This is a genomic window from Paenibacillus dendritiformis, assembly GCF_945605565.1.
Classification (GTDB): Bacteria; Bacillota; Bacilli; order Paenibacillales; family Paenibacillaceae; genus Paenibacillus_B; species Paenibacillus_B dendritiformis_A.
Genome location: NZ_OX216966.1, coordinates 2,095,708 through 2,122,242 on the forward strand (window position 1 = coordinate 2,095,708; position 26,535 = coordinate 2,122,242).

Consider the following 26,535-nt stretch of genomic DNA (forward strand, 5'->3'; position numbering starts at 1 on the left):
GAACCGGGAGCTAGCGAATCTTCCGATCCGCCAGCAAATAGTCGCGATCGGCATCGAGGACGACGATCCGGTTATGGCAGCAGGGCATGATGAGCAGCCGTTTCTTTCCGTCGCGAATGTCGGGCAGTTCCTTCGGCTTCAGCGATACAAGCACATTATCCTCATGGCAAAAAGGGCACTGCGGAATATACATATCCCCCATAATGATGTCATAAGGAACCGTATTCTCGAACGGAATCATTGTGAACGCTCCCCCTCGGAATCGGCCGCCGGTTCGGCCGGTTCCTTCTCCGCTTCTGCGGCAGCCAGTTCGGCCAGCTTCTTCATCAGAATATGCTGCGGCATATGCATGAGCTGTTCAATCGGAACGCCCAGCGCCTGGGACAGCTTGACGGCGGTATCCGCAGATATTTGCAAAGGTCTCATCGAGTCGCCATCCTTTCTATGCGGGTTGCTCAATTTTTTGATATAGTTTAGTTATACACGCTCAACATGCAAAACTCAAATTGCTGCAGTTGTTTTTTTATTCCAAGAAAAGAAAGGTGTGTCCGCAATTATGCAACATCCGTTAAATCCGACATGGGATCTGGAATCGATATTTCCGGGAGGGTCTGATTCGGAAGCGCTTCAGCAATCCTTCGCCGCGATCGAACAGGACTTGGCTCTGTTGAAAGGGGAACTGAAAGAGATGTCTTCTCCGCTCAGCAAGGACAGCATCCCGGCGCTGGCGAAGCTAACCACCCGGCTGCAGGATCTGAATCGCCGGATGCAGGAGGCGGGCGCCTTTATCAGCTGTCTGACCGCTCAGAACCTTCAGGATAAGAAGGCGGTGCAATTAACGGGGCGCAAGTCGGCGCTGTCGGCGCAGCTGGTTGCCATCGACGCATTGTACGATGAGCTGCTCCGCGGAATGCCGGATGAGCTATGGTCCCGGTTCCTGGCGCTGCCGGAGATCGAAGGGGTCGGCTTTAATTTGAACGAACGGCGCGAGACGGCCAAGGAGAAGCTGGGGCCGGCGCTGGAAGCGCTCGCCGGAGATCTTGCGGTGGACGGATATCACGGCTGGGCGGAAATGTACAATACCATCGTCTCCCATGTGCGCATCAATTACGAAGAGAACGGCGTGAACCAGCAATTATCGGCAGGACAGGCTCATAACAAGCTGTCACATCCGGACCGCCGCGTTCGCGAAGAGATGTTCAAGCTGTGGGAGCAGGAATGGAGCGACAAGGCCGATTTCTGCGCTGACGCGCTGAATCATATTGCCGGCTTCCGTCTGAAGCTGTACGAACGCCGCGGCTGGGACGATGTTCTGAAGGAGCCGCTCGCCAGAAACCGGATGTCGCAAGCGACCCTAGGTGCGATGTGGGATACGATTGTCCGCAATAAGCCGAAGTTCGTTCAATATTTGGAGCGGAAGGCGAAGCTTCTCGGCGTAGAGAAGCTGAGCTGGTGCGATGTGGACGCTCCGATCGGCGGAAGCCAGACCACCATCAGCTATGATGATGGCGCGGACGCCATCGTCGAGCAATTCCGCAAGTTCAGCCCGCGGATGGCGGACTTCGCGGTACGCGCGTTCGAGAACCGCTGGATCGAGGCAGAGGACCGCCCTGGGAAGCGGCCTGGCGGCTTCTGTACTTCATTGCCGGTCAGCAACCAGACGCGCATCTTCATGACGTATGCGGGCACGCCTTCCAACGTATCGACGCTGGCGCATGAACTGGGGCACGGTTATCATCAGCACGTGATGGAAGGACTGCCGGCCTTCGCCCAGCGCTATGCGATGAATGTCGCGGAGACGGCCTCCACCTTCGCCGAAATGATCGTAGCCGATTCGGCCGTGAAGGGAGCGAAGGATGAGCAGGAGAAGCTGGGGCTCCTGGAAGACAAGATTCAGCGTTCGATTGCTTTCTACATGAACATCCATGCGCGCTTCCTGTTCGAGACTCGCTTCTACGAGAAGCGCAAGGCGGGGCTGGTGTCGAGCGAACAAATCTGTGCATTGATGGAGGAAGCGCAGCAAGAAGCATACTGCGGGGCACTGGGTTCGCTGCATCCGCATTTCTGGGCTTCCAAAATGCACTTCTATTTCACGCATGTGCCGTTCTACAACTTCCCGTATACGTTCGGCTACTTGTTCAGCACCGGCTTGTATGCGCGCGCGCTGGAAGAAGGCGAATCGTTCGCTGCGAAATATGACGCGCTGCTGCGAGATACGGCGGTCATGACGGTGGAAGACTTGGCCAGCAAGCATCTTGGCGTCGATCTGACGAAGCCGGACTTCTGGCAGTCGGCCATTAATGTAACACTCAAGGATGTGGAGCTCTTCTTGCAGATGACGGAATAAGCGGATCCGGGAAAGGAACGACACATTCGTGACATCCAATCGCCTTTTGAAGGGATTCCATGCGGTGTTCTATTCGACGAATGCCCTGCTGATTCCCTATCTGCCCCTCTTGCTGACAGAGCGGGGATTTCACGCATGGGAAGCGGGGACGCTTCTCATGCTCGGGCCATTTCTGGCGATGTTCGTGCAGCCATTGGCCGGCGTGCTCAGCGATCGATTGAAAGCGGTCCGGCCGCTGCTGTTCGGATGCTGGATTGCGCAAGGCACGGCCGCTGCCTGCTTGTTCCTGTCTTCGGGAAGAATAGCGGCGGCGGCCAGCCTGCTGGCGCTGTACATTTTCTTCCTGCCTGCCGTGTCTCTGCTCGATTCCTTAACGGTCAAGACGGCGGTTGCGGCAGGGCAGTCATACAGCAGCATCCGCCTGTGGGGATCGGTAGGGTTCACCGTGACCGGCCTTGTCCTCGGACAAATGTTCGATGCCTGGGGCGGCGTCGATTCGCTCATGTGGATGTATGCGCCGATATGGGGAAGTCTGCTTATCGGCATCGGGTTCCTGCGGGAGGCGCCGGCCGATGCGAAGGAGGCCGAGAGCGTGGTCAATCTCACGGTCTTGCGCAAGGCGCTGTCGGTGCCTGCCTTGCTGTTGTTCTTGCTGCTCGTCTTCATCGTGGCGATGCCGCATCGAATGAACGATGCGCTGCTCTCGCTTCATCTGAGTGACCTGGGAGCGACCTCTGCCCAGATGTCTTGGGCCTGGTCGGTCGCCGGAGTAAGCGAAGTCATTGGCTTCGCGGTGATGGCGAAATGGGTGTCCCGGAAGCGGATGCTGCGGTTGTTCGCGATCGTCTGCGCACTGTATGCGATCCGATGGCTGCTGTACGCCTTTGTGAAGGATCCTTGGGTCGTCATCGCTCTGCAAGGAGGGCAGGCCGTTACGTATGCTGCGCTCTGGGTGCTGTCCATCGAATTCGTGGCATCGCTCCTTCCCCGCCAGCTTGCGGCGACCGCCCAGGCGCTGCTCGGCATGGTGTTCCTCGGCCTGGCCGGCCTCGCGGGCGGGATGAGCGGCGGAGCGCTGCAGGAGGCGTATGGCGGGACCGGAATGTATCTGTATGGATTCGTCTGCGCGGCCGTAAGCATGATCGGCTTCGGCATCTGGGCCTTCCGGCGCGAGCGCGCTGAGCGTATGCAGGCCGCGTCGCCGAAGGCAACAACCTATTAGAGGTAGTTCAAAAAGTCCGCTTTTGATCACAAAGCTCCAAACTCGTATTATCCTTATAAAATGAACCAGGCGGCCGAAGATTCGGCCGCCTGTCTGTATGTCTATAAGAAGTCCCGCAAGACTTACATTTTGAATACTTGAATCGTGCGCTGCAATTGGGTCACCTTCTGCTGTAATTGCGCGGTCGACTCGACGGTAGCCTGAACGGAAGCAATTTGCTCGCTCATCGATGCTGACATCTGCTCGGTCCCCGCGGCGGCCTCCTGCGTAATCGCGGAGATGTTCACGATGGAGCCGGTAATCGTCTTCGCGCTCTCCAGCATGAGATCGCTCTCCTGCGCGAAGGCGGCGATCTCTTCCGTAATGAACTGAATGGAATCGACAATCTCGTTGAAGACTCGTTCCGTCTCGCGGATCAACTCGGTCTGACTATGTACGACGGCTTCATTGGCATGGATATTCGTAATCGCTTGCTTAATCCCTGATTCGATGCCCTTCACGAGCGAAAAGACTTCCTTCGTAGACGAGGAGGCTTCCTCGGCCAGATTGCGGACTTCCTGCGCGACGACGGCGAAGCCGCGGCCATGCTCTCCGGCTCGTGCCGCTTCAATGGACGCGTTCAGCGAGAGCAGATTCGTCTGCTCGGCAATCTCGGAAATGGTGCGGGTAATCTTGGAGATGCCCTCGGCTTGCCGGGCCAGCTGCTCGATCGTCGCGGCTACATGCTCCGTCGCCTCGATATTGCGCTCCATGCCGGCGGACTGGCTCTCCACGGCCGTGCGGCCCTTGGCAACCAGTTCCAGTGTCGTGGCGGAGCGGTTGTTCATCTCGCGGGTGGAATGCGCATAGGCTTCTACCTTCTGTTCGATTTCTTTGATAGATTCGGACATCTGGGAGATATCCTCGGAGATCTCGGCGGATCCGACGGCCAATTCATTGGCGGATGCGGCGACCTGTTCCATCGCGATTTTCATGTTCTGGTTCTTATGGTACATATCCCGTCCTGAATCGGACACATGGCGGGTAATATCGGTCGTCTGCTGCAATATTTCGCGAAGCTTGAGCAGCATGGAGTTGAAGGAATGTCCCAATTCGCCAAGCGCGTCGTTGCTCGTCACCTGCACGGTCTGCGAGAAATCGCCTCTGGCAATCTGCAATGCGGAATTCGACATGTCCTTGATCGGTTCGTTAAGTGAGCGTTCCAGCATATTGATGATGGGATAGCTGATTCCAACCAGGATGACGAGGGTGATAAGGCCTGGAATCAATGTGGCGTGAGTCGTCAATAGGACTATCGTAGTAAGAGCGAACAAGCCGACAATGCCATAACAGCCAAAGAGCAGCTTTTGCTTAAAACTCAAGGAATTGAACCAATTCATATGACCGTCCCTTCTTTCATCCCAATACGTCCATAATATAACAACATTATAGCATCGCCCTTATGGCCGGTCTATGTAATTGTTAGCAATCCGCCATAGTTTTACATTTGCAGGATCGAGGTTGCAGAAGAAGGAAAATGCTGTGGCTATTTGTTGAATAAAGGTAATATATCCTATATAATGTGTCTAATGGACTATTTTTATGTCGATAAAATGGTTCTGTATTCTTAAGGAGGTGTGATTCGTCATGGGCTCTTATGAAATATCATTGGCCAGACAATTCAGCATGGTATTTGATAAGCTGGAATCCGAGCTGCTTGGACTGACGGGAGGCACGGTCATTGTATGCATTCGCAACGATGTCATAGGCAAATTCGGCGTCAAGCATGATGCGCTTGAAAGTCAGAATGGGGTCATCAAGCCGCTGCGCCAAGGATTAATGAAGCGGCACGTCGCGGAATTCCGCCAGACGGCGATGGAGGTTCTGAAGCACAAGAAGCAGTGGACTCACGGAGAGATTGTGTTTGATTTTGTCATGAAGCAGGACAACTTGCACATCAGCACATGGTTTGAATCGAACTATAATCTGGTACATATGTTAGAGAAGCCTGAAGCGCGCACATATAGACGCGTCTCCTGATGCCGGCTGTAACCTCGGGGGAATGCCTTGAATATAATCAGCAAAAGAAGCTCTCTGCCTGCCGGCGAGAGCTTCTGTGGTGTTATCAGGCAATTAGACGTAAGTATGGTATACGATGCTCGAGATCGTCTGAGCTTATCGAGTCGTACGGCCTGCCAGTTGCTGCTCGGCCATTTGAACGAGACGCTTCGTGATGAAGCCCCCGATAGAACCTGTGTCGCGAGTCGTATAGTTGCCATAGTATCCGTCTTGAGGAATCGGAATACCCAGCTCTTGAGCGATCTCGTACTTCATTTGCTGCAGAGCTGCAGTCGCTTGAGGCACTACGAGATTGTTGGTGCGGCTTCCACCTTGATTCGGCATGCTGTTTCACCTCCCTGTGATTGTTAGTATGGAGAACGAGAGTAGAAATATGCAGTCAGGGAGGGGAACGGAGAATGTAAATAATGCCAGGCCGAAGGAAGACCTGGCATTCTGTTATGGATGGATAATCTCGAGATTCAGGGTCAAGGTGACCGGGGCTTGCGGCTTCAGATCGATAAGTCCCGTCGTCTCGCTGTCGAACGGCAGGTTCGGCGCATCGGTCAGCCAAGTATAAGGCTCGACGCAAATGATCTCGTCGGCGGTACCGCGGGTATACAGCACCCAGTGCTTGAAGTGAGGCTGGCTGCCGGCATAGCGAATGCGGTAACCGTCCTCCCGGGTCAACCACGCCTCCGGCTTGCCTTCGCCCGCACTGAATACGGTATCGAAGTCGGCGCCTTCGAGATTCATGCCTTCAAGCAGCGCCCTATTGTCGCCCAGCGGCAGCGTTTTGCCTGTCGTAATCAATTCCTCGTCCAGCTCATATATTCCCGCCACCGGCACCTGCATCGTCCAACGGTTCGGTTCTCCGTCGATCAGGAACCAGGTATGGGTTCCGAACCCGAACGGAGCCGATTGTTCGCCCTGATTGATGACCGTCAGCTGCTGGGTCAGCGTACCTCCCTGAAGTCGGAAGGCGACCTCCAGTTCCAGCGGGGCAGGATATTGCCGCATCCAGTTGTCATCGTCGGCGGTGCGCAATTGCGCGGTAACTTCGGCAGCATCGCCCGCAGCAACGGCCCGGGTGACCGTCCACGACTGAAGGCGGTGCAGCCCGTGAATATGGTTGTCATTCGCCGTATTCTGATCGAATTGGTAGCTTACGCCTTCATATGTGAATGAACCGCGGCGGATTCGTCCCGGAGGCATCAGCATCGGAATGCCGAAGTGGTAAGGCTTGGTCATATAATAATCCAGGTCGCTCTCGGCAGGCGTACGCAAAATGTCCCGCTGTGCCTTCTTGTCCCACAGCCGGATGACATTGCAGCCGAGCTCAGGGAGCAGCGTAGCTGCCAAAGTGTCATTTTCTAGGATAACGGTCTCATACCCGTTCCATTGCCCTTTGTTCACTTGAACCATGTTCATTGCTCCTTTTCCCATGCAGCTTCCAGTTCACGTTGTTCAACAAGCCTGCTTCGCGTTCAAGCGGCCGTACCGGTGCTTAGAACCGGCCTGTTTGTACACGCATGATATGGTTCTAATCATAACAAATCAGCCGGACAAAGTCATATGATGAATGATATCCCATTGACAAGCGGGGCGATCTTCGATATCCTAATGGCTAATTCAATCTGGATGGCATTCATCCGGCTGGAACAAAGCGATGATAAGGACAAGTAAGCTTCGCGGCGGGCTTCAGAGAACCGGTGGCTGGTGAGAACCGGTGCTTCCTGCGATGACTGAATGGACCTTGGAGTGCGGAGCCGAACCGAGGAGTAGGCTTTGCCGTAAGTCCTGCGTTAAAGGAAGAGAGGTTCGCAAACGGCCCCATTGCATGTAGGGGCTAGACAGCTACAGTCTGTCCTGCTACGACAGAGCAGGCCAAGCGCGAACGAATAAGGGTGGCACCACGGTCTTTCGTCCCTTTCCGGGATGGAAGGCCTTTTTTGCGTGTAAATCAAGGCTTATTCAACACAATGAGGGAAAATGACAAGGAGTGTGAATGACCAATGGCACGGGTATTATCCGGCATTCAGCCCAGCGGACAGTTGACGATGGGCAACTACATCGGGGCTATTCAAAATTTCGTAAAATTGCAGCATGAGCATGAGTGCTTCTTCATGGTGGTCGACCTGCATGCGATTACGGTGCCGCAAGATCCGGAAGCGCTGCGGGAGCAGACCGAGGCGGTAGCCGCGATCTATTTGGCGGCAGGCATTGATCCGGACAAGTCGGCCATCTTTCTCCAATCGCAGGTGCCTCAGCATGCCGAGCTGGGCTGGTTGTTAACGACGCTCACCTACATGGGAGAGCTGGAGCGGATGACTCAGTTCAAGGATAAATCGGCCGGCAAAGAATCGGTCGGCACCGGCTTGTTCGTCTATCCGGCCCTGATGGCCGCCGATATTTTGTTATATAATGCAGACCTTGTTCCGGTCGGCGATGATCAGAAGCAGCATCTGGAGCTGACGCGTGACGTAGCGAACCGCTTCAATCATCGTTTCGGCGAATTTTTTACGATGCCAGATCCGTATATTCCGGAGGTCGGGGCGAGAATTATGTCGCTGGATGATGCCTCCAAAAAAATGAGCAAAAGCAATCCGAATCCGGGAAGCTACATTTCCCTGCTGGATCCGCCGAATGTCATCCGCAAAAAAATTAGCCGGGCCAAGACGGATTCCGAAGCGCTCGTCAAGTATGATCCGGTCAACAAGCCCGAGATCAGCAATCTGCTCAGCATCTATTCGTACGCATCCGGCCAGTCTGTAGCAGCAATCGAGGCGGAGTACGAAGGGCAAATGTACGGCTCCTTCAAGAAGGAACTGGGCGAGCGCGTAGTCGCGCTGCTGGAGCCGCTTCAGAACCGGTATGAAGAGGTGCGCCGGAACGGCGAGCATCTGGAGGCGCTGCGCCGCGGCGCGGAGAAAGCCAAGGAAGTGGCCCAGAAGCAGTTGGACGAAGTGAAGCGCCGGATGGGATTCGTTGTATAAGCCGCATCCGCGGCAATGAGAGCAGGGCAGGAGCCCCGTGGAGAGCACCTTGTGCCTGCCGGGCTCCTGCCCTGCTGCGCATCAGGCCGACTTGCGGCGCTGCCGGGCCTTGACGATAAAGCCGAAGCCGATATTGAATACCGCCAGGATGGCGAAGAGGATGCTGAGCCATATGTTATGGCTGAGCGTGATGGCTGTCCCCGTCAACAGCACAATGGAAGAAACCGCGAACCATAATGCCAATCCTTTACTCACGCTTACCGCTCCTTTTCAAAGAAAAATCGCTTCAGAATGAAGTATAACATTTCGTAGATCGGACAAAATAGGGTTGCAAGCTTGCGACAACAAGAACCACCGATGTGAAAGGAGATATACTCATGGCTAATAATCAATCTCGCACGAATAACTTGGTCGTTCCTCAAGCCACTGCAGCCCTGCAGCAAATGAAATATGAAATTGCACAGGAATTGGGAATTCCGATTCCCCAAGACGGGTACTACGGAAACTACACGACCCGTGACACCGGTTCCATCGGGGGCTTCATGACGAAGCGCCTGGTTCAAATCGCCGAGCAATCCCTGTCCGGCGGCAACCGTTAATCGACGCACTGATTTTGGCTACTCCTGCGCGCGGAGTAGCCTTTTATATATCGACAAAATGGTGCGGAAACACAACTTTTCCGCTATTTTGTCGTCTAACAATTAGATTCATAATCATGAACATTTACTCAAAAAGGGGATAGTGCATGCGGTTAAGACTAACTATGAGTGCAGTGAAACGGCTGAGCATATGGGTCTTGGGCGCACTTATTGTAGGCTGCTCTGTATTGTGGTACATACATGAAACGTCCGGCCAGTCGTGGACTGCGCTAACGAGCATTAGCAAGCCCGAGCCGGATGAGATCGAAATCTACAACGTCAACTCCATGTCGATGAACTCGGGGGAGGAGGACCGCCTGCTCGTCGTCTTGACGGAGCCCACTCATCTTCGGACCATTGATGAAGCCATATCGTCAGCCCGCCCGATCGAGGGAGTGGCGAAGGTGGCACAGCCCCATTTCCGCATTCATTACAATAATACCAACTATTATGTATGGTTGTCGAAAGATGAGCAATATGGCGCATTTATGAATGCGGACCAGTCCCATACCCTATACAGTCTCAGCGACCGATCCATCAACCAGCTGCAGGAGCTTTTCAATGATCTGCATCTGTGGTACGAGCCCAAAGGACCGAAGACAGGGGGCGGATTCTAGGATTCGCCCCTTCAGCTTCGCTCCCATTCCAGGCCATACCGCTTGGCCCTGCCCGGCCTGTTCAGCCAGCCGACGAAATAATCGAGAACATCGCCCTCCTTATTCATCATGACAAGCGCAACGAGCGGGAATTGCTTCCGATGGCGGTAACGGACGTCTGCCCAGCGCACGGCGTAGCCGTAGCGTGTCGATTCCAGGGTGGCGCAGACGAAGCGGGAAGTGTCCAATAGCGCCTGCACGGCAGGATGAGATTGGGAGGCTTCGACCAGCGGATGGTCGCTGCATCGGGCCGTATCGGTCCATGTTACCGTCCCGCGCTTCCAGTGCCCGAGCCGGAAAGTGCCGTCCCTTCTTTGCTTGACGACATTCCACCGGGATAGGGCGACGGTGGGCATGACGGTATATGATTCCCCTTCTGCATATTCAGGGTCCCGGTTGGGCAACCCTTGCTCAACTTGGCGATGAGCGCGGATCCGCCATATGTAATACAGAACGAGCGCGCCGTACAGAATCGGAAAGACGATCCGGGGAGAGACGAGCCCGGTCACCCACAATGCAATCGCGGCAAGATGGGTGGAGAAAATAAACGGATCGAACAGGGCGATAATATTCCAGCATATCCACCGGTTCACGAACGGCCATGCAGCCAATGTCCCGTAAGGGTTGAACAGGTCGGCGATGATGTGGATGACGACGGACAGCGCCGACCATGCCAGCACGTGCCGGAAGGAGGCGCCTGGCATAACGCCTGCCAACAAGGCCGCAATAAGGACGGACCATACGACCGCCATGGGCGGGGAATGGGAGATTCCCCGATGCTGCTGAATGTATAAAATATTGCTTTTCCACTTGAAAAAGGTATCCGCATCCGGTGCTTGCGATCCAAGCATCACCCCCAAAAACACGGCTGCCGCGGTAGCCGGCTCGGAAGCGACGACCGGGTCGCATTGCGACAATCCCGCCAGACCTAACCCCATGACGACATGTGTGCTTGTATCCACTTCGATCACCTCGCTTGTATTGTGAGCAGGATTGTACCAAAATATGACGTGGAGGCAAAAACTTCCCGCTTGAAATAATAGGGAAATTCCCGTGTTCGCTAAAGTGCATCAATGATATAGGAAAGGATGAAGAACCAGCATGAAGCAGATGGATCGCATTATATTTGTGGAATACCGTATCCTGCCGGAGGCGAAAGAGAGGTACTTGACCGTGATCCGGCGCCAGCTGAAGCATCGGCCTGACGTCGTGCTGTATGAAGGAACCGACCAGCCGAATGTATTTGTCGAGCAATGGCTCGGAACGACTGCGGATGACTATGCCGCGCTGAAAAAGCTCCGAAGAGAGGGGACGGACGGCTGGGATGAGGTCACCGCATGCATTGCCGGGGGCGTGGACAAATTGCATATATGGGAGTTCCAGCGTTCTCCAATCGTACCGGAGGAATAACTGGCTTAAGACGGTGTCAAATTGATGAACGATTCCTCGAAACGTTGTCATTGTTCGGATATATTTGCTATGATAAAAATTACAGCAGAAAGAAAAAGATTCTGCTTTTCTCTGAACACAACAAGGAGGAACGGGTCGCGTGGATAAACAAATGACTTATCGGGGGCCTTCCGATTCCGTTACATTAACGCCAGGGCCGATACGGGTCGGATTATGGAAAGAGTTTATTCAATTAACGAAGCCGGGCATTATCCGCTCGAACCTGATGGCGGCGTTCGCCGGCTTTTGGGTAGCGGCCAAATGGGACATTCCTTGGCTTACGCTGCTGTGGATGCTTGTCGGAACGACGCTGGTCCTCGCATCCTCATGCGTATTCAACAATTATTTCGATCGGGATTTCGATATGAAGATGGAGCGGACGAAGAAGCGTGCGCTGCCGGAAGGACGATTGAAGCCGAACACGGTGCTTAGCTATGCCATCATCCTGGGCGCAGCCGGGCTTGCTGTGCTGTTCGGCCTCGTGAATGTACTATCCGGAGTCGTGGGCATCGCCGGCATGTTCTTCTATGTTGTCATATATACGCTGTGGCTCAAGCGCACCTCCACCTGGAGCACGTCTGTCGGCGGCATTTCCGGAGCGATGCCTCCCGTCATCGGCTATGTTGCCGTCACGGGTCAGATTGATGTCGGGGCAGTATTGCTGTTCGCGCTGCTATTCCTGTGGCAGCCGCCGCATTTCTGGGCGCTCGGCATCCGGCGCGTGGAGGAATACCGCGCAGCCGGCTATCCGCTTCTGCCTGTCGTTAAGGGCATTACCCGCACGAAGTGGCAGATGATTCCGTACGTCGTGTTGCTGCTGCCGGTATCCTGGTTGTTCTATTCGTACGGCTATACCGGCATTATTTACGGCATCCTCGGCACCATCATCAATGCGATCTGGCTGTTCATCTGCATTGCGGGCTTCCGCGCGAAGGACACCGACGCCTGGGCGAAGAAGAACTTCATTTGGTCCATTAACGTCCTGATGCTGAATATGCTGGTCATGATTCTGGACACGATGGGGAAAGCGTAAGGACGCATTCTGCAGGTTATAGCATGGGAAGCTAGGGGGAGGAACGTAGCATGTCGTGGGCGAAGAAGTATTCTTTTCAGATTTTCCTTGGGGCGCTGGTCGCGGTCTTTGCGATCGTGGTGGCCATTCTGTATTGGCCGCGGGAACCGGACATTCCGATGCTCGACAAGAAGGCGCCGGATTTCAGCATGCAAAATGTGGACGGCAGCACGGTGACGCTGGCGGATACGAACGGCAAGGTCCGCTTGTTCTATTTCTATTTCACCAACTGCCCGGATGTCTGTCCGCCAACGACATACCGCTTGTCTGAAGTGCAGAAGCTGCTTCAGGACAAGGGGATGTTCGGCACCGACGCGAGCATCGTATCGATTTCTTTTGATCCGGAACGCGATACGTTGGAGGAGATTAAGAAATGGTCGGAGAAATATAATGCCGACTATAGCGGCTGGTACTTCCTGAGGGGGAAGGAAGAGGATGTCGCGAAGATGATGCCGGAGTTCGGATCCAGCGTCTTCAAGGACGAGGACGGAAATTTCACGCATCTGAACGTCATCACCTTGGTCGATCAAGACGGCAATGTTCGCAAGTACTATAACGCGAATGATTTGGAGACGGCTTCCCCTGAAAATATCGCCAAAGATGTAGCTCGTCTCGTAAAAGCGTAACGAAATATAGGGAACTCACAGAGGCGGGGCCGGATCCGGATATAAAATATATTCGTCCAGCCCCGCCTTTTCGAGCTGCTGAATCAAGTACTCATCAGGCGTTCCCTCGACGCCGGCATAGCCGCGGCGCGTGTATATATGTTCGGCTTCCGGGAACGCATCCCGCAATATGCCGCGTATCCGCTTGCCCGATGCGTCATTATCCAGGAACAAGTAGACGTCCTTATCGTGCGCTTCCTTGCGTAGCTGCTCGGTCCGGTGCGTATTTAAGGTGCCGAACGTGCACAAGATGCCCACTTCCTCGCTGAGAAGCCGCCGCAGCCGGCTGCGGTCGTTCTTCCCTTCCACGATGATGATAATATCCAAAAGTGCCACCCCCTGCTGTAGCCATTATCGCCATTCTTCTGTACCGATAGTGTACCACACACACCACAATCCGGGCAGCCGCCTGCAAGGGCTTCTCGTACCATCACAAAGAGGCTTGCCAGGGTTGGCAAGCCGCATGAGGAGAGAGCGTAACCGAAATGACTGCTAGTAGAGAGGCGCCCGCAAAATAATGACGAGCAAGATATAAAGGACGAGGATGGTGCCGGTCGATGTCCAGAATCCGGGACCACAGACAGGAGCCGGCTTCGCTGCCGGAGCCACAGCCGTAGGACCAGGTCCGCAAGGATGGTAACAGTGGCTTATCTCGTTTCACCTCGCTTTCTCGACGGGTCATTTGTTACAATGCTATACTATGTCAGCGCCTGCCGCGGGGCATGTGCATATACCCAGATCCGCCCGAATGGGCGGATGCGGCATTATACCCGCGTTGTCGTGCGCGTTGCGGGGAGAAGAGAAGGCGGCAAAAAAGCTTGCTTCGCCGGCAGCAGCGTGACCGCAATCATAAGCACGACAAATGCGATAAAATAAGGCGAAATCGTATCTCTAATCTGCCCCGCGATCATCGGGCCAAGGAAGGAGCCGATGGAAGAGGCGATCGCCAGAATGGAAAATATTTTGCCAAAACGGGTTCCTCCGCTTAATAAGATCAAATGGGAGGACATCGCAGGCAAAATGATTCCTTTGGTCATTCCGATAAGGAACAGCGTCGCCAGCAGCGGCACCGGCCAATGGATGGCCAGTCCGAAAAAGAGGAGCGCCAAGGCGAATGCGCCCATCCACGTCCTCGTATACGGTTGATAATGGTTCAGGAACAGCAGGCTCAACGTGAACAATGCGCCCAGGCTGACGGCGGAGAACAGGATGCCGGCCCGCATAATCGATTCGAGCGCGTCCGCCATCAGCGGAAGCTCGAAGAACAGGATGCCCTGGGACAGCGAGATGGCAAGCGGCATGAAATAAAAGCGCCATGGGACAGGCGCGGATTCCGGCTCTTTAAGCGGCTGTGAAGGAATGCCTTCTGCCTGCGGCGTCAAAGAAACGGCATCCTGGGCGATATCCCGGATGAAGAACCAGGCCAGCACCCCGACGATGAGCAGCATAATGCCGAGTGCCTGGAAGGCCATGCCGAACCCGATCTTGGCGACGAGATACGCGCCGGCGGCCGGAGAGACGACCGAGGCGAGCGTATGAATGAGGCCGTTGCCGGCCATCAGCTTCCCTTGATGCACATGATCCCGGGCCATGCGTGCGAGGAGGGACAAGCAGGCCGGTGACAGGAAGGCGAGCACGAATCCGCTGATGGAGCGCAGCACGAGCAGCTCCCAAGGATTGACGACATGGGCCTGCAAAATCATGATTATCCCGGCGCCGATCAGACTGAACACAATAAAAATCCGGCTACCGAATCGGTCGATTCCGTAACCGGCCAGCAGGTTGCCCGGCAGATGGGTAAAGGAGTACATACCCATCATCAATCCGATGAAGGAGGGCGCCGCACCTATTGAGATGGCAAACGGGGTTAGAATCGGGTATTGCGCGTGCAAATCAAAGAAAGCAACGAACAAGAATAAATAGAGCCACAGCACTGAGCGCAAAGTTCAGTCACCTCCAAATCGCTATGCTATACTTGTACGTTGGAAGGGACGAACTTAGTACCCCAAGATGCGATACCCTCGCTCAAGGCGGGGCTGATTGCCACAAATAATGGGAATGATGCTATAATACGTGGTGGAAAGGTGGTTGTCAGGTGAATCAGATGGATATGTGGTTTGAATTTATTAAGCAGAACTGGCTCATTTTCCTTATCGCGCTTATCGTCTTATTCGTTATTGTCAGCTTCGTGAAGACGATGGTCAAATGGGCGCTTGTATTGGTGATTATCGCCGCGGTCGCCGTGTACAGCGGCATCACATGGGATAATATCGATCAGGTGGTCACGAACGTGAAGGATGAGACGGTGCAGAAGCTGAAGGAGCAGGCGACCCAGGCGATGCTTGATGAAGCGAAAAAAGCGACGTATACGGCCGAGAAGGACGGAACGTACACCATCAAGACGCCGAGTCTGGTGCTGACAGGGAAGTCGGACAGCGGCAAAGTGAACGTGTCGTTCAGCGGCGTGCCGCTCGGCGAATGGGATATCAACGACACGCTGCGCCAATTCATTGATAAGGCGAAGCAGAAGCAATGAGCTGGCAAATGCTTACAGACGGGAATGTGGTGACGATATTGCTTGGCGTCATCGTGCTTCTCTCGGTGCTGCTAGGGGTGAGGAGAGGGGCTTCCGGCTCCGCTCGTCACCTTTTGTCATTTGTGTTGGATACCGCGGCCGTCGTCGTCTCTGCGCTGGCTTCCTATTGGATAGCGATGACGCTGTCTCCGCTTGTGCAGCGCCAGATGGTCGAATGGAGCATCGCGATTCCGGCGCGGGAGCTGTCGTGGTGGGAGCAGATCGGCTATACGCTGGTGACCGGGATTCGCGACTTCCCGCTGCTTCGCTTCGCCGTGCTGTTCGCGTTGATATATATGATTATCCGCTGGATAGCCGGCTGGGCGCTAAGCGCTCTGGTTCCGGCCGCTGGCAGGGAACGGGCTGAGCTTCCGCAGGGTGCGGCGTCGGCCGGACCGTTGAAGACGCTGGGGAATTGGATCGCCGGCGCGGTGCTGGGCGGCATCATCGGCATGGCGCGGGCGCTGCTCGTCATCCTTGTGCTGTTCGCTTATGTGACGTGGCAGCCGGATACGAAGGCGAGCGCGGTCATCCGCGATTCGGAAGCATACCGGCTGGCAGCCCAACAGTTGATCGAACCGGTCGCCGGCGATTTTATCTCGTCCCAATGGCCGGTATTTACTTCCCAGGTCGCCGAAGAGCTTACATCGCTCATGCAGCGTAAATATGAAGTCGTCGATTCCCATATTCCCGATGACATCGAACAGGCTGCCGTGGACATTACGGCCGGCGCACGCTCGGATGAAGAGAAGGCGCGCAAGCTGTACGACTGGATCGGAAGCCGCGTTCAGTATGACTGGGACAAGGCGAAGCAGTATGAGACGAAGCGGGTGTGGAAAGAGCAGACTCCGCAGGATACGTTCGCATCCAAGCAGGGCGTCTGCATCGATTACGCCCGTCTCTATGCGGTCATGGCCCGGGCGGCAGATTTGAAGGTGAAGGTCGTGACCGGTCTCGGCTATGACGGTCAGGGCGGGTATGGCCCTCATGCCTGGAACGAGGTCTGGCTCTCGGAAGAAGAGCGCTGGATTCCGCTAGATGCCACCTGGGCGAGCTCGGGCGATTGGTTCAATCCGCCGGAATTCGCCAAGACGCATGTGGCGGACAAGATCGCGGGGAGTTAATCCACGATTTAGGCCTTTGAAGGGGGATTCCTATCTATGCTAAAATGGTTGGGAAGCAAGTTACAGCGGGAGAAAGGTTGATAGAGCAGTGAACCACCCTCATCATGATCCGGAAAAGCGTGAAGTCATCAACCGGCGTAATTTTTCGCATCGGCTGAATTTATTCTTTTTTGTTACGTTTGCCGTGTTTTCCGTACTTATCGTCCGGTTAGCGATATTGCAGTTCGTGGAAGGCCCGAGCCTGAAGGAGAAGGAAGCGCAGCTCGGCTATAAGGAGACGCCAATTCCTCCGCTTCGGGGCTCGATTTATGATGCCTCCGGAGAGCAGGTCGCCTATTCGAACTCGACCCAGTCCTTATATTTCAATATTGAGAAAAATTACGGAGATCCGAAGAAGGCGGAGCTGACCGACACACAGAAGAAAAATCGGGAAGAGGCGAAGCTCTTGGCCCAGCGGTTGGCCGACGTGTTCAAGGAGTACGGCGATCCCGAGGACAAGCCGCTGACCGCCGACGCCATCTACAACGATCTGATGGATCTGTCGGCGCGCGTCAATTTTACGTATACGCCGCGCATTATCAAGACCGGCCTGACCCAGAAGGAAGTAGCTTACTTCCTGGAGCATAAGCCGGAGTTCCCGGGCATTGATATCGTCGAGGACAGCGTGCGCCACTACGATCCGATGGCGGTGCAGACGGTCGGGTATTTGAAAAAGTTCAAGGGCGTGCGCGACAATCCGGGGTATTATAACGATATTTATAATAATCGCGCCACGACGCCGTCCGAGAAGCAATATCTCGACTACGAGGATGTCGGCTTCGACGGCATCGAGCTGATGTACCAGGAAGAGCTGCGGGGGTTGAACGGGGTCAAGAAGTTCCCTGTCAATGTGGCGAATCGCATCATCGGACCGATGGAGCTGACGAAGCCGCAGCGCGGCAACGATATCCATCTGACGATTCATCGCCATGTCCAAAAGGCGACCGAGGAAGCGATCATGCAGACGCTGGAGCGGATCAGGAACTCTTCGAACCGCTCGGAGCGGGCGCCGTATGCACGCACCGGCTATGCGGTTGCGATGGAGGTCGATACCGGGAATATCGTCGCGATGGCGAGCATGCCGGATTACAATCCGAACGTATGGCGGAACGGGTCGATCACTCCGGAGGATTATGACCAATACCAATACTATCTGATGAACGGAGCGATCCGCGATGTCCCGGCGCCCTATGAGGACGACAAAGAGCGGATGAAGCATCCGGGCTCCGTCGTCTACCTCGGATCGACGATGAAGCCGTTGTCGGTGCTGATCGGCCTCCAGGAGAAGCTGTTCGCTCTAGGCGAGACCTATTACGACGGCGGATACGCCCAGTTCGGACGGGTCGGCTTCGAGACCAAGGTGTGGAACTCGGGCAATGTCGGCTACGGACGCATCGGAGCTTCGCGCGCATTGGAAGTGTCCTCCAACGCCTTCATGGTCGATATGATCGGGAAGCGGCTCTATTCCATGCCGGCGGTCAACGGGCGCAACGGGCTGAAGGTATGGGATGAGTATATGGAAGCCTTCGGGCTTGGCGTGCCAACCGGAAGCGGCCTGCCGCGCGAGCAGGCGGGAGCCAAGGATTATCTGCACGAGGCCGAGCGCAATAACGCACAATCCGCGCTCGTCTATGCCTCCTTCGGCCAGCAGGGGAAATATACGACCTTGCAGCTCGCCCAATTTGCCGCCACGTTAGCGAACCGGGGCACGCGCATCAAGCCGCAGCTGGTAAGCAAGATTACCGACGGCAACGGCCAAGTCGTGAAGACCTTCGGCCGCGAAGAGCTCAACAAGACGGAGATCGACGATGCCTACTGGAATGTCGTCGAGGACGGCATGCTGAAGGTTAATGTTCACGGCTTTGAGGGCTTCCCGTACTCGTTCTACCGCAAGACGGGTACGTCGCAGATGGACGTATCCGGGGGACGGGTGGACAACGCGGTGTTCATCGCTTATGCGCCGGCGGATAAGCCGAAGCTGGCCGTCGCCGTCGTCGTGCCGGAGGGCGGCTTCGGGTCGTACGGTGCCGCGCCGATTGCGCGGGCGATGTTCGACGCGTATGATGAGGTGTACGGCTTGACCGGCACGCCGAAGAAGAAGCCGGATGAGCTGAAGGATGAGCAGGCGGATACGTCTGCCGGGCAAGGTACGGAATAATTGCATAGTCACGATACGAGACGCTGATGCGTTCGCATAAGCGGTTTGCCCGATGGGGGGAACGCTGCGAACGGTCAGCGTCTTTTGATGTTCCTTCAGTTCGGGTCTTTGACATCAAGTAATACATATGTGGTAAAATAATGTATCGAGACAAATTCATGGGCAGAAAGGATGATCGGACCAGTGATTCATCCCCATGATGATCCGGAGAAGCGGGAGCTGGTGAACCGCCGCAAATTTTCATTCCGCTTGAATATTTTCTTTTTTCTGACGTTTGCCATTTTCAGCGTGCTTATTGTCCGGCTGGCGATCCTGCAGTTCGTGGAAGGCCCGAGCCTCAAGAAGCAGGAATACGAGCTCAGCTATAAGGCGGCTCCGATCGCGCCGCTTCGCGGAACGATTTTTGACGCGTCAGGCCAACCGATCGCGTATTCCACATCGACGCAGTCGTTGTACTTCAATATTGAGAAAAATTATGGCGATCCGTCCAGCGGGAAGCTGACGAAGGCGCAGCAGGAGAACCGGGCCGAGGCTTATGGATTGGCGAAGCGCCTGGCCGAGACGTTCCAACGGTATGGCGAACCGGAGGAGAAGACATTGACGGCCAACCGCATCTACCATGTGCTGATGGACTTGTCCTCCCGGGTCAATTATTCGTATACGCCCCGCATTATCAAGACCGGCTTGACCCGGCAGGAGGTGGCTTATTTTCTCGAACATAAGCCGGAGTTCCCGGGCATCGATATTGTGGAGGACAGCGTGCGCAATTACAACCCGATGGCCGTGCAGACGGTCGGTTATCTGAAGAAGTTCAAGGGCGTGCGCGCGGAGCCGGGCTTCTATCAAGACCTGTTCGACAACCGGAACAAGCTGCCGCAGGAGAAGCTGTATCTGGATTATGAGGATGTCGGCTTCGACGGCATCGAACGGATGTATCAGGAAGAGCTTCGGGGGCTGAACGGAGTGAAGAAGTTCCCCGTCAATGTGGCCAACCGGGTCATCGGGCCGATGGAAGTGACGAAGCCGCAGCGCGGCAATGACATTCATCTGACGATCCACCGGGATATTCAAAAAGCGACCGAAGAGGCGATTATGCGGACGTTGGAGAAAATCCGCAATTCGACCAACCGCTCGGAGCGTGCGCCGAACGCCCGCACCGGCTTCGCGGTCGCGATGGAAGTCGAGACGGGCCATGTCGTATCCATCGCCAGCATGCCGGATTATAATCCGGATGTATGGAAGAACGGCTCGATCAGTCCCGAGAACTATAAAAAATATCAATATTATTTGTTGAATGGGGCGATCCGGGACGTGCCGGCTCCCTACGAGGACAATGACGAGCGCATGAAGCATCCTGGCTCGGTCGTCTATCTCGGCTCGACGATGAAGCCGTTGACCGTCTTGATTGGTCTCCAGGAGAAGCTGTTCTCGCCTGGCGAGACCTATCCCGACTACGGGTATGCCGAGATCGGGCGCGCCGGGTCAGTCCGGCGGATCTGGAATTCGGGCAATGCGTCCTTCGGACCCATCAGGGCATCGAGGGCCCTGCAAGTGTCGTCGAACTCCTTCATGATCGACATGATCGGCAAGCGGCTCTACAGCCTGCCGACCGTCAATGGCAGGAACGGCCTCACGATCTGGGATGAGTACATGGAGGCGTTCGGTCTCGGCGTGCTGACGGGCAGCGGCCTGCCGCTTGAGCAGCCGGGGAGGAAGGATTACCTCATTGACGCCGAACAGAACAGCGCCCAATCCGCGCTTGCCGGAGCATCCTTCGGACAGATGGGCAAATATACGACGCTGCAGTTGGCCCAGTACGCCGCGACGCTGGCGAACCGCGGCGAGCGGATTAAGCCCCAGCTCGTCAGCAAGATTACCGATGGGAACGGACAGGTAATCCGGACCTTCGGCCGTGAAGTGCTGAATCAGACGAAGATTGAGGATGAATACTGGCGCATTGTCGAGGATGGCATGTCCAAAGTGACTGCGCATGGTTTTGACGGCTTCCCGTATCCTTATTACCGGAAGACGGGCACCTCGCAGCAGCAAGGGGTGAACGGAGAAATGCTCGACAACGCGGTGTTCATCGCTTATGCGCCGCAGGATAAGCCGAAGCTCGCCGTAGCGGTCGTCGTTCCGGAGGGAGGATTCGGCGCCTACGGAGCCGCTCCGATCGGGCGGGCTATCTTCGATGCCTATGACGAGGTCTATGGCCTGACAGGCAAGCCGAAGAAGAAGGCGAAGGAGCCGGCGGACAGCTCCGGCGGGCAGGACGCGGAATAATGGCAGAGCGGAAGCGAAGACGCGGATCGTTCGCTCAAGGACAAAGCCCGCGAGGGCGAGCCCAAGTCAACGCTCCGCTGGGAAAAGGATGGTCATCATGCGGCTTATCGGATTGGGAGACAGTGTTACGGCAGGTGTTTTTCTGCGGCCGGAGGATACGTTTCTATACTTATTGGGGCAGGGCTATCGAATGGATATCGTGAACGCAGGCGTTCCCGGCAATACGAGCGCGCAAGGGCTGGGGCGCATGAAGGAGGACGTGCTGGCACGGAGTCCTGATGTATGCACCGTATTATTCGGGATGAATGATCATGTCGCGGTTGGGCCGAACCGCCCGACGGTTCCTGTTAACGAATTCCGAAGCAATCTAGAGCGGATCGTGCAAGCGCTGAGCTCGAACCGCTGTGTTCCGATTCTGTGCACGGTTCATTCCATCATCGAGGGAACGGATGCATCCTATTACTACCACAGGCATCCGCAGGCGTGGTACGAATCGCCCTCGGGAGCGCAGGCCTGGATCGACCAATATAATGAGGCGGTGCGGCAGGTAGCGATCAAGACGAATACGCGACTTGCGGATGCAGCCGCACGGTGGGAGTGCGAGCTGCACTCTGGCACGCGGCTGGCTGATCTGTTGCGTACGAAGGAGAATAGCGGGGAAGACGACGGCACCCATCCGACGGCATGGGGACACCGGATCTATGCCGATTGCATCGCGGATCACCTCGCAGAACTATTGAAGCTTAAATGATCCAGTACGGAGACGATAAATTGTGAAACGAGCAAGACCGGGCGTGCGGGATAACCGTCATGTGAGTCACCTGCCAGGGGTGGTCCGCATACGATATCTCAACGCCCTTGCTTTTTTGCAACCTAAAAGTTGCCTCTATCCAATAGAGTTGGCCCCGTTAAAAAATGGGCGAGTCAGGAAGGAACCTCAGCTTGCATATGTGCGAATAAAGGAGTGTTGGCAGCGATGAAGCCAAAGCAGTCGAAATGGAACTCGGCGTTTAAGCGGTTCATTATGACCCTCCTGTTCCTGAGCGCCGTCATCGGATTGTCCGCCTGAAGCGGATTCGAAGCTCACCTATACAGGCCGGATGCAGCCGCGGCAGCGATTATCCCTGTGGCGAAGGCTCATGGCAGCGAAATCGGAGGACGATAGGCGGTTCTTGACCGGGCAGCTTAGGAAGCAGGGCAGGCATATGCGCTGCTTCCGCGATAGCGTTAGACTGATGAGCGCTGAAGATCTAGGCAGTAAGTCTTTGTTGCTGATGCTGTGTTATGGTACAATGGCGTTATGTGTTTTGGCGTGTTTTTTTGAGGAGTGGATACGAACATGACTAAATATCGATTGTTAGCTCTTGATATGGACGGCACGCTGCTGACTGACGATCACCGCATCAGCAAAAAGACCGGAGAGGCGATACGGGACGCGCGCGAAGCGGGCATCACGGTCATCCTGTCTACGGGACGCGCGTTCGAAAATGCGGTGCCCTACGCGGAGGAATTGGGTCTCGATTCCCCAATGGTCACTGTGAACGGCAGCGAAGTATGGAAGAAGCCGCATCAGATTTATATCCGCCATTTGCTGGATCGCGAGGCGGTGAAGCGTCTGGTGGCCTTGTCGGAATCGCATGACACCTGGTTCTGGGCTTATTCCACGAAGCGGCAATATAATCGGGAAAATTGGAATGCCGATATCGACAGCGAGGATTGGCTGAAGTTCGGTTATTTCAATGAGGACAAGGATGTGCTCGGCTCGCTTTGGAAGGAGCTGCGCGTCTTAGGCGGTCTCGAGCTGTCGAATTCCTCGCCTGATAATATCGAAATCAATCCATTCGGAATTCATAAAGCATCCGGTCTGCGGACGGTATGCGATCTGATCGGATGCACGATGTCCCAGACCGTCTCCATCGGCGACAGCCTGAATGATCTGGCCGCCATTCAGGCGTCGGGCCTTGGGATTGCGATGGGGAATGCCCAGGATGATGTGAAGCGGGCGGCGGATGCCGTCGTGCGATCCAATAATGAGGACGGCATTGCCCAAGCCATTTGGGAGTATGTGCTGAAGTAAGTCTGAACGAGGAGGGCCCTATTGATGACCTTCTTAGGCTGGTTATGTGTACTCGTATTATTCGCGGTCGGGATGGCCGGCGCGATTTATCCCATTTTGCCGGGCGCGCTCGCCATTTACGCCGCATTCTTCGTGTACGGGCTGTTTTTTGGATTCGGGTCCTTCGGATTCTGGTTCTGGTCGATACAGACACTGATTGTGGTCATCCTGTTCGTCGCTGATTATGTCGTCAATGCATGGGGCGTCAAGCGCTATGGCGGTTCGAGAGCCTCGGTAGTCGGCAGCACGATCGGCATTATTATCGGCCCTTTTCTCATTCCGGCGTTCGGTCTTGTCCTTGGACCGTTCCTCGGCGCTTTTCTTGGCGAGATTTTTACGGGAGCCGATGTGGAAAAGGCGATGAAATCGTCCTGGGGCGCGGTCGTTGGGCTGTTCTCCAGCATAGCCGTAAAAATTGTTCTTCAGATCGTGATGATCGTCCTGTTCTTCACGTGGGTGTTCATGTTCTAATTGAAAACGGTGCATAGCAGCACCCGGTGAAGACGGCATACAGAAAGAAGGGAAACGTTTGGCAAAGGAATCATTTATAAAAGGAACGATCATCATTGCTGCCGCAACGCTGGTGGCACGCGTCCTCGGCCTGGTTCAGCGCGTGCCGCTCGAGCATATGCTCGGATCGGTGGGCAATGCCTCCTTCGCCGCCTCGCAGACGGTCTATTTGCTGATTCTGGCGGTCGCGACGGCAGGCATCCCCAGCACGTTGAGCAAAATGGTATCGGAGCGCTATGCGCTGAACCGGGTCCGGGAAGCGGAGCGCGTCTATTATGCGGCGCTGCTGTTCGGTCTCGGCTCCGGCCTGATCGTGACGATACTGCTGATACTGTTTGCTCCTGTATATGCCAATATGATTCAACTGCCGGAAGCCGCGCTGGCGATCCGGGCGCTCGCGCCTGCCTTGCTCCTGTTCCCGGTCATCGCCATGATGCGGGGATATACGCAGGGCCGCAATATGATGCAGGCGAGCGGGATGTCCCAGATTGTGGAGCAGATTTTACGGGTCATCACGGCGATTGGATTGGCCTTCATACTCATGCAATCGGGAGCGTCGCAAGAATGGACGGCCGCTGCCGCTTCGTTCGGCGGCGTGCTGGGGAGCATCGGGGCGTTCGCCGTGATGATCCATTATTTGCGCAAGCTGCGGCAGGCGGATCGGGAGGCCGGCGTCCGTGCCCGTAGATCCGGGGCCAAGAAGGTCCCTTTAAGCGATATTTTCAAGTCGATTTTTGCCATGTCGGTGCCGATTGTCCTATCATCACTGGCTGTGCCGGCCGTGAACTTCATTGATACGTCGATTACGATTCCACTCTTGTCCCCGGATGTGGGACAAGCCCAGGCGGCTCATCTGTACGCGATTCTTGGACAGCGGGCACAGTCGATTGCCGGGATTCCTCCGATTTTGGCGATTGCCCTCAGCACCTCGCTTATCCCGGTTATCTCTGCGGCCTATGCGAAGAAGGACATGAAACATCTGAAGCGGCAGACCTCGCTCGCGATGCGGATTTCCGTCCTGAGCGGCATGCCGATTGTGCTTGCCCTCTCCGTCGGCGCATTCTCGGTCAACGGCTTCCTGTTCAGCTCGCTGGACGGCTCGGAAATTATTGCGATGCTGACGATCGGAACGATATTCCAGATAACGATGATGACATCCAGCTCGATTCTTATCGGGTTGGGCAAGCCATACATCGCCATGATTAGCGTAACGCTTGGCATTCTGATCAAGCTGCTGTCGAGCTTCCTGCTCGCAAATTACTTCGGTATCTACGGCATTATCGCAGGTACGATGATCAGCTTCCTCATCATTACATGGCTTAACCTGCGGGTCATGAAGAAGGTCGTTCCGTTCGAGGTGCTCGGCAACCGCTGGACAGGCTTCCTGTTGACGATCGTGCTGGCGGGCGGCATCGGCTTCGGCGTCGAGAAATTGGGCGAGCAGCTGGTCGCTATCATGCCGGCCAAGCTTGTCTATATGCTCACCGCCGGATTCGTGGCGCTGGTCGTTGTAGCGTTGTTCGTCGTGGGTCTCGTCGCGTTCCGCGTCGTGCGCCAGGATGAACTCGGAAGCTACCCGCGGTTAGTACAGAAGGCGCTGCGCCCATTAATGCGCCTGCAGGGCGGAGCGGCACGCGGACGTGCGCGGAGATAACCCCGCATTCGTTCTTGCGAGAGCGTAATCTGCGAAGCCTTGAATGGCCCAGTCCCTTTGGAAAGAGAGGGGCTGGGCCTTTTTTATTTGTAAAAGACGGCCTCACCCCTGCCATCTCCCCTATGGTCAGAAGCGCCGTGAACTAGTGTGTTCGGTCTCTTAGGCGTGTTATCCCCAAGGGTCAGGAACACCGTGAACTAGTGTGTGTGGCCTCTTATGAGTATTATCCCCATCGGTCAGGAATGCGGTGAACTAGTGTGGGTGACCTCTTATGCGTATTATCCCTATGGGTCAGGAACACCGTGAACTAGTGTGTGCGGTCTCTTATGCGTATTATCCCCATTGGTCAGGAATGCGGTGAACTAGTGTGGGTGACCTCTTATGCGTATTATCCCCATGGGTCAGGAACACCGTGAACTAGTGTATGTGGTCTCTTATATGCATTATCCCATTAGTTCAGCTAGGCGAAAATGCTCCTAACCTCTTATGTTCAATCTCCCCGTTAGTCAGGATTAACTTCCTTCACTTTGTTACTCATGATTGTAAGGCTTTTGATAGTCCCCAAGTCGAGCTGGAGTTTTAAGTAATGGTTTGATTTTTCTATGAGGATTGTTATCCGACTCTGGATTGAAATCGAATGAACTGATTGAATGGGATAATGATGACAAGGACTGGTAAAGGGCTGAACCTGAGCGGAGGGGAGAGTGCCTGTAAGGATTCCGGGGCGATAGCCTGAGGAGAGGGGAGAGTGCCTGTAAGGATTCCGAGGCGATAGCCTGAGCAGAGGGGAGAGTGCCTGTAAGGATGCCGGGGCGATGGCCTGAGCAGAGGGGAGAGTGCCTGTAAGGATGCCCGGAGCATGAACCTGACCGAATGGGAGAGTGCCACAAAAGGTGCCAAGGGGAGGATAAATCCGCTTGATTACCTTTAATTACCTTTTGACTTTTTTTCTGAAAAGTATAAAAAATTATAGCGAAAATGTCCGATATACGTA

Annotated in this window: 26 protein-coding genes and 1 other annotated feature; of the genes, 17 read left to right on the forward strand and 9 right to left on the reverse strand. The window is 55.2% G+C overall.

Features of this window, described 5'->3' with window-relative positions; all coding sequences use genetic code 11:
• Positions 1–10: 10 nt before the first annotated feature.
• Complete coding sequence (locus tag NNL35_RS09115) at positions 11–241, reverse strand: hypothetical protein (RefSeq protein WP_006675724.1); 231 nt, start codon at positions 239–241, stop codon at positions 11–13.
• Positions 238–426, reverse strand: coding sequence for a YycC family protein (locus tag NNL35_RS09120; protein WP_006675723.1), 189 nt, complete (start codon positions 424–426; stop codon positions 238–240). The genes NNL35_RS09115 and NNL35_RS09120 overlap by 4 nt, the downstream gene beginning before the upstream one ends.
• A 130-nt stretch (positions 427–556) precedes the next feature.
• Here NNL35_RS09120 and NNL35_RS09125 point away from each other — a divergent pair, with 130 nt between their 5' ends.
• Positions 557–2,347, forward strand: coding sequence for a M3 family oligoendopeptidase (locus NNL35_RS09125; RefSeq protein WP_006675722.1), 1,791 nt, complete (start codon positions 557–559; stop codon positions 2,345–2,347).
• Positions 2,348–2,375: 28 nt separating this feature from the next.
• Positions 2,376–3,569, forward strand: a complete 1,194-nt coding sequence (locus NNL35_RS09130; RefSeq protein WP_006675721.1) for an MFS transporter — start codon at positions 2,376–2,378, stop codon at positions 3,567–3,569.
• A 122-nt stretch (positions 3,570–3,691) separates the two neighbouring features.
• Here NNL35_RS09130 and NNL35_RS09135 read toward each other — a convergent pair whose 3' ends face one another.
• Positions 3,692–4,948 carry a methyl-accepting chemotaxis protein gene (locus NNL35_RS09135; protein WP_006675720.1) on the reverse strand — a complete coding sequence of 419 codons (1,257 nt, stop codon included), beginning with the start codon at positions 4,946–4,948 and terminating at the stop codon, positions 3,692–3,694.
• A 247-nt stretch (positions 4,949–5,195) separates the two neighbouring features.
• Here NNL35_RS09135 and NNL35_RS09140 point away from each other — a divergent pair, with 247 nt between their 5' ends.
• Entirely contained in the window at positions 5,196–5,588 is a 393-nt protein-coding gene (locus NNL35_RS09140) for a hypothetical protein (protein ID WP_006675719.1), read from the forward strand.
• 135 nt (positions 5,589–5,723) lie between these two features.
• Here the strand turns inward: NNL35_RS09140 and NNL35_RS09145 are convergent, their stop codons facing one another.
• Positions 5,724–5,951, reverse strand: coding sequence for an alpha/beta-type small acid-soluble spore protein (locus NNL35_RS09145; RefSeq protein WP_006675718.1), 228 nt, complete (start codon positions 5,949–5,951; stop codon positions 5,724–5,726).
• 114 nt (positions 5,952–6,065) lie between these two features.
• Positions 6,066–7,031 (reverse strand): aldose 1-epimerase, encoded by a 966-nt coding sequence (locus tag NNL35_RS09150; RefSeq protein WP_006675717.1) that lies wholly within the window; start codon positions 7,029–7,031, stop codon positions 6,066–6,068.
• Positions 7,032–7,266: 235 nt separating this feature from the next.
• Positions 7,267–7,540 (forward strand) — a binding site (T-box leader).
• Between the two features lie 81 nt (positions 7,541–7,621).
• Between NNL35_RS09150 and trpS the strand changes: the two genes are divergently transcribed.
• Positions 7,622–8,602 carry a tryptophan--tRNA ligase gene (gene trpS, locus NNL35_RS09155; protein ID WP_006675716.1) on the forward strand — a complete coding sequence of 327 codons (981 nt, stop codon included), beginning with the start codon at positions 7,622–7,624 and terminating at the stop codon, positions 8,600–8,602.
• Positions 8,603–8,683: 81 nt separating this feature from the next.
• Here trpS and NNL35_RS09160 read toward each other — a convergent pair whose 3' ends face one another.
• On the reverse strand, positions 8,684–8,857 hold the full coding sequence (locus tag NNL35_RS09160; protein WP_158000429.1) for a DUF5325 family protein: 174 nt from the start codon (positions 8,855–8,857) through the stop codon (positions 8,684–8,686).
• 122 nt (positions 8,858–8,979) lie between these two features.
• Between NNL35_RS09160 and NNL35_RS09165 the strand changes: the two genes are divergently transcribed.
• Together NNL35_RS09165 and NNL35_RS09170 are read left to right on the forward strand one after the other, a co-directional pair.
• The gene (locus tag NNL35_RS09165) at positions 8,980–9,201 is read left to right on the forward strand and encodes an alpha/beta-type small acid-soluble spore protein (protein WP_006675714.1); all 222 of its coding nucleotides are present in this window, start codon (positions 8,980–8,982) and stop codon (positions 9,199–9,201) included.
• A gap of 164 nt (positions 9,202–9,365) precedes the next feature.
• Positions 9,366–9,857, forward strand: a complete 492-nt coding sequence (locus NNL35_RS09170; RefSeq protein ID WP_254553316.1) for a YhfM domain-containing protein — start codon at positions 9,366–9,368, stop codon at positions 9,855–9,857.
• 11 nt (positions 9,858–9,868) lie between these two features.
• Here NNL35_RS09170 and NNL35_RS09175 read toward each other — a convergent pair whose 3' ends face one another.
• Complete coding sequence (locus NNL35_RS09175; protein ID WP_040730352.1) at positions 9,869–10,858, reverse strand: metal-dependent hydrolase; 990 nt, start codon at positions 10,856–10,858, stop codon at positions 9,869–9,871.
• A 139-nt stretch (positions 10,859–10,997) separates the two neighbouring features.
• Between NNL35_RS09175 and NNL35_RS09180 the strand changes: the two genes are divergently transcribed.
• The 3 genes from NNL35_RS09180 to NNL35_RS09190 all read left to right on the forward strand — a co-directional run bounded on the left by NNL35_RS09180 (position 10,998) and on the right by NNL35_RS09190 (position 13,043).
• On the forward strand, positions 10,998–11,306 hold the full coding sequence (locus NNL35_RS09180; RefSeq protein ID WP_006675711.1) for a hypothetical protein: 309 nt from the start codon (positions 10,998–11,000) through the stop codon (positions 11,304–11,306).
• 139 nt (positions 11,307–11,445) lie between these two features.
• Positions 11,446–12,378, forward strand: coding sequence for a heme o synthase (gene cyoE, locus NNL35_RS09185; protein ID WP_006675710.1), 933 nt, complete (start codon positions 11,446–11,448; stop codon positions 12,376–12,378).
• A gap of 50 nt (positions 12,379–12,428) precedes the next feature.
• Positions 12,429–13,043: an SCO family protein gene (locus tag NNL35_RS09190; protein ID WP_006675709.1), complete on the forward strand. Its 615-nt coding sequence runs from the start codon at positions 12,429–12,431 to the stop codon at positions 13,041–13,043.
• Between the two features lie 15 nt (positions 13,044–13,058).
• On the opposite strand, the gene NNL35_RS09195 is transcribed toward NNL35_RS09190, so the two are convergent.
• The gene (locus NNL35_RS09195) at positions 13,059–13,409 is read right to left on the reverse strand and encodes a toprim domain-containing protein (RefSeq protein WP_006675708.1); all 351 of its coding nucleotides are present in this window, start codon (positions 13,407–13,409) and stop codon (positions 13,059–13,061) included.
• Between the two features lie 437 nt (positions 13,410–13,846).
• Complete coding sequence (locus NNL35_RS09200) at positions 13,847–15,025, reverse strand: MFS transporter (RefSeq protein ID WP_006675707.1); 1,179 nt, start codon at positions 15,023–15,025, stop codon at positions 13,847–13,849.
• A 152-nt stretch (positions 15,026–15,177) separates the two neighbouring features.
• On the opposite strand from NNL35_RS09200, the gene NNL35_RS09205 reads away from it, so the two are divergent.
• The 8 genes from NNL35_RS09205 (at position 15,178) to NNL35_RS09240 (ending at position 25,541) form a co-directional block, all read left to right on the forward strand.
• Positions 15,178–15,618: a hypothetical protein gene (locus NNL35_RS09205; RefSeq protein ID WP_006675706.1), complete on the forward strand. Its 441-nt coding sequence runs from the start codon at positions 15,178–15,180 to the stop codon at positions 15,616–15,618.
• Entirely contained in the window at positions 15,615–16,781 is a 1,167-nt protein-coding gene (locus NNL35_RS09210; protein WP_006675705.1) for a transglutaminase domain-containing protein, read from the forward strand. The genes NNL35_RS09205 and NNL35_RS09210 overlap by 4 nt, the downstream gene beginning before the upstream one ends.
• Before the next feature lie 88 nt (positions 16,782–16,869).
• Positions 16,870–18,978, forward strand: coding sequence for a peptidoglycan D,D-transpeptidase FtsI family protein (locus NNL35_RS09215; protein WP_006675704.1), 2,109 nt, complete (start codon positions 16,870–16,872; stop codon positions 18,976–18,978).
• Between the two features lie 183 nt (positions 18,979–19,161).
• Positions 19,162–21,261 (forward strand): peptidoglycan D,D-transpeptidase FtsI family protein, encoded by a 2,100-nt coding sequence (locus tag NNL35_RS09220; RefSeq protein ID WP_006675703.1) that lies wholly within the window; start codon positions 19,162–19,164, stop codon positions 21,259–21,261.
• A gap of 88 nt (positions 21,262–21,349) precedes the next feature.
• The gene (locus NNL35_RS09225) at positions 21,350–22,012 is read left to right on the forward strand and encodes an SGNH/GDSL hydrolase family protein (RefSeq protein WP_083835504.1); all 663 of its coding nucleotides are present in this window, start codon (positions 21,350–21,352) and stop codon (positions 22,010–22,012) included.
• 588 nt (positions 22,013–22,600) lie between these two features.
• Positions 22,601–23,338, forward strand: a complete 738-nt coding sequence (locus NNL35_RS09230) for a Cof-type HAD-IIB family hydrolase (RefSeq protein WP_006675701.1) — start codon at positions 22,601–22,603, stop codon at positions 23,336–23,338.
• A 24-nt stretch (positions 23,339–23,362) separates the two neighbouring features.
• A complete protein-coding gene (locus tag NNL35_RS09235; RefSeq protein ID WP_006675700.1) occupies positions 23,363–23,848 on the forward strand; it encodes a DUF456 domain-containing protein in 486 nt (161 codons plus the stop codon).
• A gap of 58 nt (positions 23,849–23,906) precedes the next feature.
• A complete protein-coding gene (locus NNL35_RS09240) occupies positions 23,907–25,541 on the forward strand; it encodes a putative polysaccharide biosynthesis protein (RefSeq protein ID WP_006675699.1) in 1,635 nt (544 codons plus the stop codon).
• The last annotated feature ends 994 nt before the right edge of the window (positions 25,542–26,535 follow it).